3 protein-coding genes and 1 pseudogene are annotated in these 2,192 nt (G+C 64.8%); all 4 read left to right on the top strand.

Annotated elements, in window-relative coordinates; all coding sequences use genetic code 11:
• Window positions 1-19: 19 nt before the first annotated feature.
• The gene (locus tag A2J03_RS25995; RefSeq protein WP_068380027.1) at window positions 20-805 is read left to right on the top strand and encodes a heparin-binding hemagglutinin; all 786 of its coding nucleotides are present in this window, start codon (window positions 20-22) and stop codon (window positions 803-805) included.
• 56 nt (window positions 806-861) lie between these two features.
• The gene (locus A2J03_RS26000) at window positions 862-1,161 is read left to right on the top strand and encodes a DUF2516 family protein (protein WP_068380032.1); all 300 of its coding nucleotides are present in this window, start codon (window positions 862-864) and stop codon (window positions 1,159-1,161) included.
• A gap of 44 nt (window positions 1,162-1,205) precedes the next feature.
• Window positions 1,206-1,955 carry a MerR family transcriptional regulator gene (locus A2J03_RS26005; RefSeq protein ID WP_068380035.1) on the top strand — a complete coding sequence of 250 codons (750 nt, stop codon included), beginning with the start codon at window positions 1,206-1,208 and terminating at the stop codon, window positions 1,953-1,955.
• Window positions 1,956-1,969: 14 nt separating this feature from the next.
• A pseudogene (locus A2J03_RS30765) lies at window positions 1,970-2,192 on the top strand (alpha/beta fold hydrolase); the annotation flags it as partial.

A 2,192-nucleotide genomic window follows, 5' to 3' on the forward strand; every position in this document is an offset into this window, starting at 1 on the left:
CCCATACAGGAGTCTTCCCATGACTGATCCCAAGAACTTCGACAACGTCAAGACGCCCATCTACGCGGCAGTGGGCGCCGGCGACGCGGTAGTGCAGGCAGTTGCCGACGTCGTGGCCCAGGTGCGCTCCCGCGCCGAGACCCGCAGCACCGAGGTCACCGATCGCGTCGATACAGCACGCGCCCGCATCGCCGACTTGTCCGAGGACGTCACCGAAGGTGTCGAGTCCCTGCGCGAGCGCCTGGCGAACCTGCCGGCCGAGCTGCCCGACGAGATCGCCGACCTGCGTGAGCGTTTCACCCCGGACGAGCTTCGCAAGGTCGCCGAGGCATACCTCAAGGTCGCCTCCGACCTGTACACCTCGCTCGCCGAGCGTGGCGAGGAGACGGTCGAGCGGATTCGTCGTACGCCGGCAGTCGAAGAGGGCCTCGAACGGGCCAACTCTGCCGCCAACGACGTCGTCGACCTGACCGAGCAGGCGCTCGGCACCGTTGCTTCGCAGACGCGCGCCGTCGGCGAGCGTGCGGCAGCTCTCGCAGGCATCGCCTCCGACAAGGTGCGTGACACTGCCGAAGAGCTTGCAGACGAGATCGACGAAGCCGGCGACAGCGCGAAGGAAGCTGCCACCGATGCGTCGCAGAAGGTGAGCGGATCCGCAGGCAAGGTCGAGTCCAAGACCCGCGGCACAGCCGGATCGCCGATCAAGAAGGCCGAGCCTGCCAAGAAGGCGACGCCGACCCCCGCAGCGAAGAAGACTGCTCCTGCACCGGCCAAGAAGGCGCCCGCCAAGAAGACCACCAGCTGACGCCCTGACCGAGGTCGACCCCTGCACCGCGCGGTGTGGGGGTCGATTTGCGTAGTATGGGCGCCGTGCCAGTTGTGAACAGCTTGACGTCGCTGATCTTGTTCGTCCTCCAGATCATTGCTCTGGGTGGCGCGGTCTACGCTGTCTTCCACGCCGTGCGTCAGCGGTCCGACGCGTTCCCCGCGGTCGACAAGCTGACCAAGCCGGTCTGGCTGGGCATCCTCGTCGTGTCGGCGCTGGTGATCTTCGCCTTCGGTATCAACTTCCTCGGCATCATCGCGATCGTGGCCGTATGCGTCTACCTCGTCGACGTTCGACCGAAGGTCGACGGAATCCAGCGCGGTCCGCGCTGGTAGGTCCTCGCTCCACAGCGAGAGCGGCAGACGCATATCGTTCAGGGATGATCGAGTACCGCGTCGACGATCTCGCGCGTCGTGCAGGCGTGAGCGTGAGGAACGTTCGCGTCTACCAGGACCGTGGCCTACTGCCACCACCGCGTAGAGAAGGCCGAACAGGCTGGTACAACGAGGCACACCTGGCGCGGCTGGAGCTGATCAGCCGGATGTTGGAACGGGGCTACACCTTCGCCACCATCAGTGAGCTGCTCAACGCCGCTCAGTCCGGATTGCGCGTCGAGGATGTACTGACCAGCGACAGCGCCGCGGAGCACCAGCCCGAGGCGAAGCACCTCAGCCGTGAAGATTTCCAGGAACTGTTCGGACCGGACATCTCGGATGCAGATCTTCGACGCGGCGCCGACATGGGCGTCATCGTCGAAACGGGGAACGGGTACCGCATCGACAACCCGGTGCTGCTCGATGCCGCGCGACTGCTGCACGACGCGGGCATTCCGCTGAGCACGACGATCGACCAGACCGAGGCAGTTCGATCAGATCTCGACGATGTCGCCCGCAGATTTGTTGCGTTGGTCACAGACAAGTTCCTCGATGCGGGCAAAGATCCATTCGATACCGATGCGGGGACGGTCGGCGAAGTGGCGGAGCTGGTCAACAGCCTCCGCCCGCTGACGTACCGCGTCGTCGGCGCATTGTTCAGGGAAGCAATGGACCAGCGGATCACGTTGACCATGGAAGAAGTGCTTGCGCAGTACGGTGACAAACCTGAATCGGCGAACGATCAGGCCAGCTAGGAACAGGAGAGTCCGTGGTTTCACGCAGAAAAGTCGAGGGTGCCCTACTCGGCATCGGGAGTCTTGCCGCGGCGGCGGGGATCGGCGCACTCGTTCTGCGGCATCGCCGTCGTACTTCGTTCACCAAGACGACCGACACGCAGCCCGACGCTCTCCTGCGCAGGCCCACGTTCGTGCCACGTGTCGTCCCCGTCGTCACCGATGACGGCGCTGAGCTGCACGTCCGTGTCTACGGCG

The organism is Rhodococcus sp. EPR-157 (assembly GCF_001647195.1).
In the GTDB taxonomy this organism is placed as follows: domain Bacteria; phylum Actinomycetota; class Actinomycetes; order Mycobacteriales; family Mycobacteriaceae; genus Rhodococcoides.

Excerpts from the sequence above, each read along its gene's own strand:
- A2J03_RS26000 (WP_068380032.1), top strand. The coding sequence starts at position 862 with ATGGGCGCCGTGCCAGTTGTGAACAGCTTGACGTCGCTGATCTTGTTC.
- A2J03_RS26005 (WP_068380035.1), top strand. The coding sequence starts at position 1,206 with ATGATCGAGTACCGCGTCGACGATCTCGCGCGTCGTGCAGGCGTGAGC.
- A2J03_RS25995 (WP_068380027.1), top strand. The coding sequence starts at position 20 with ATGACTGATCCCAAGAACTTCGACAACGTCAAGACGCCCATCTACGCG.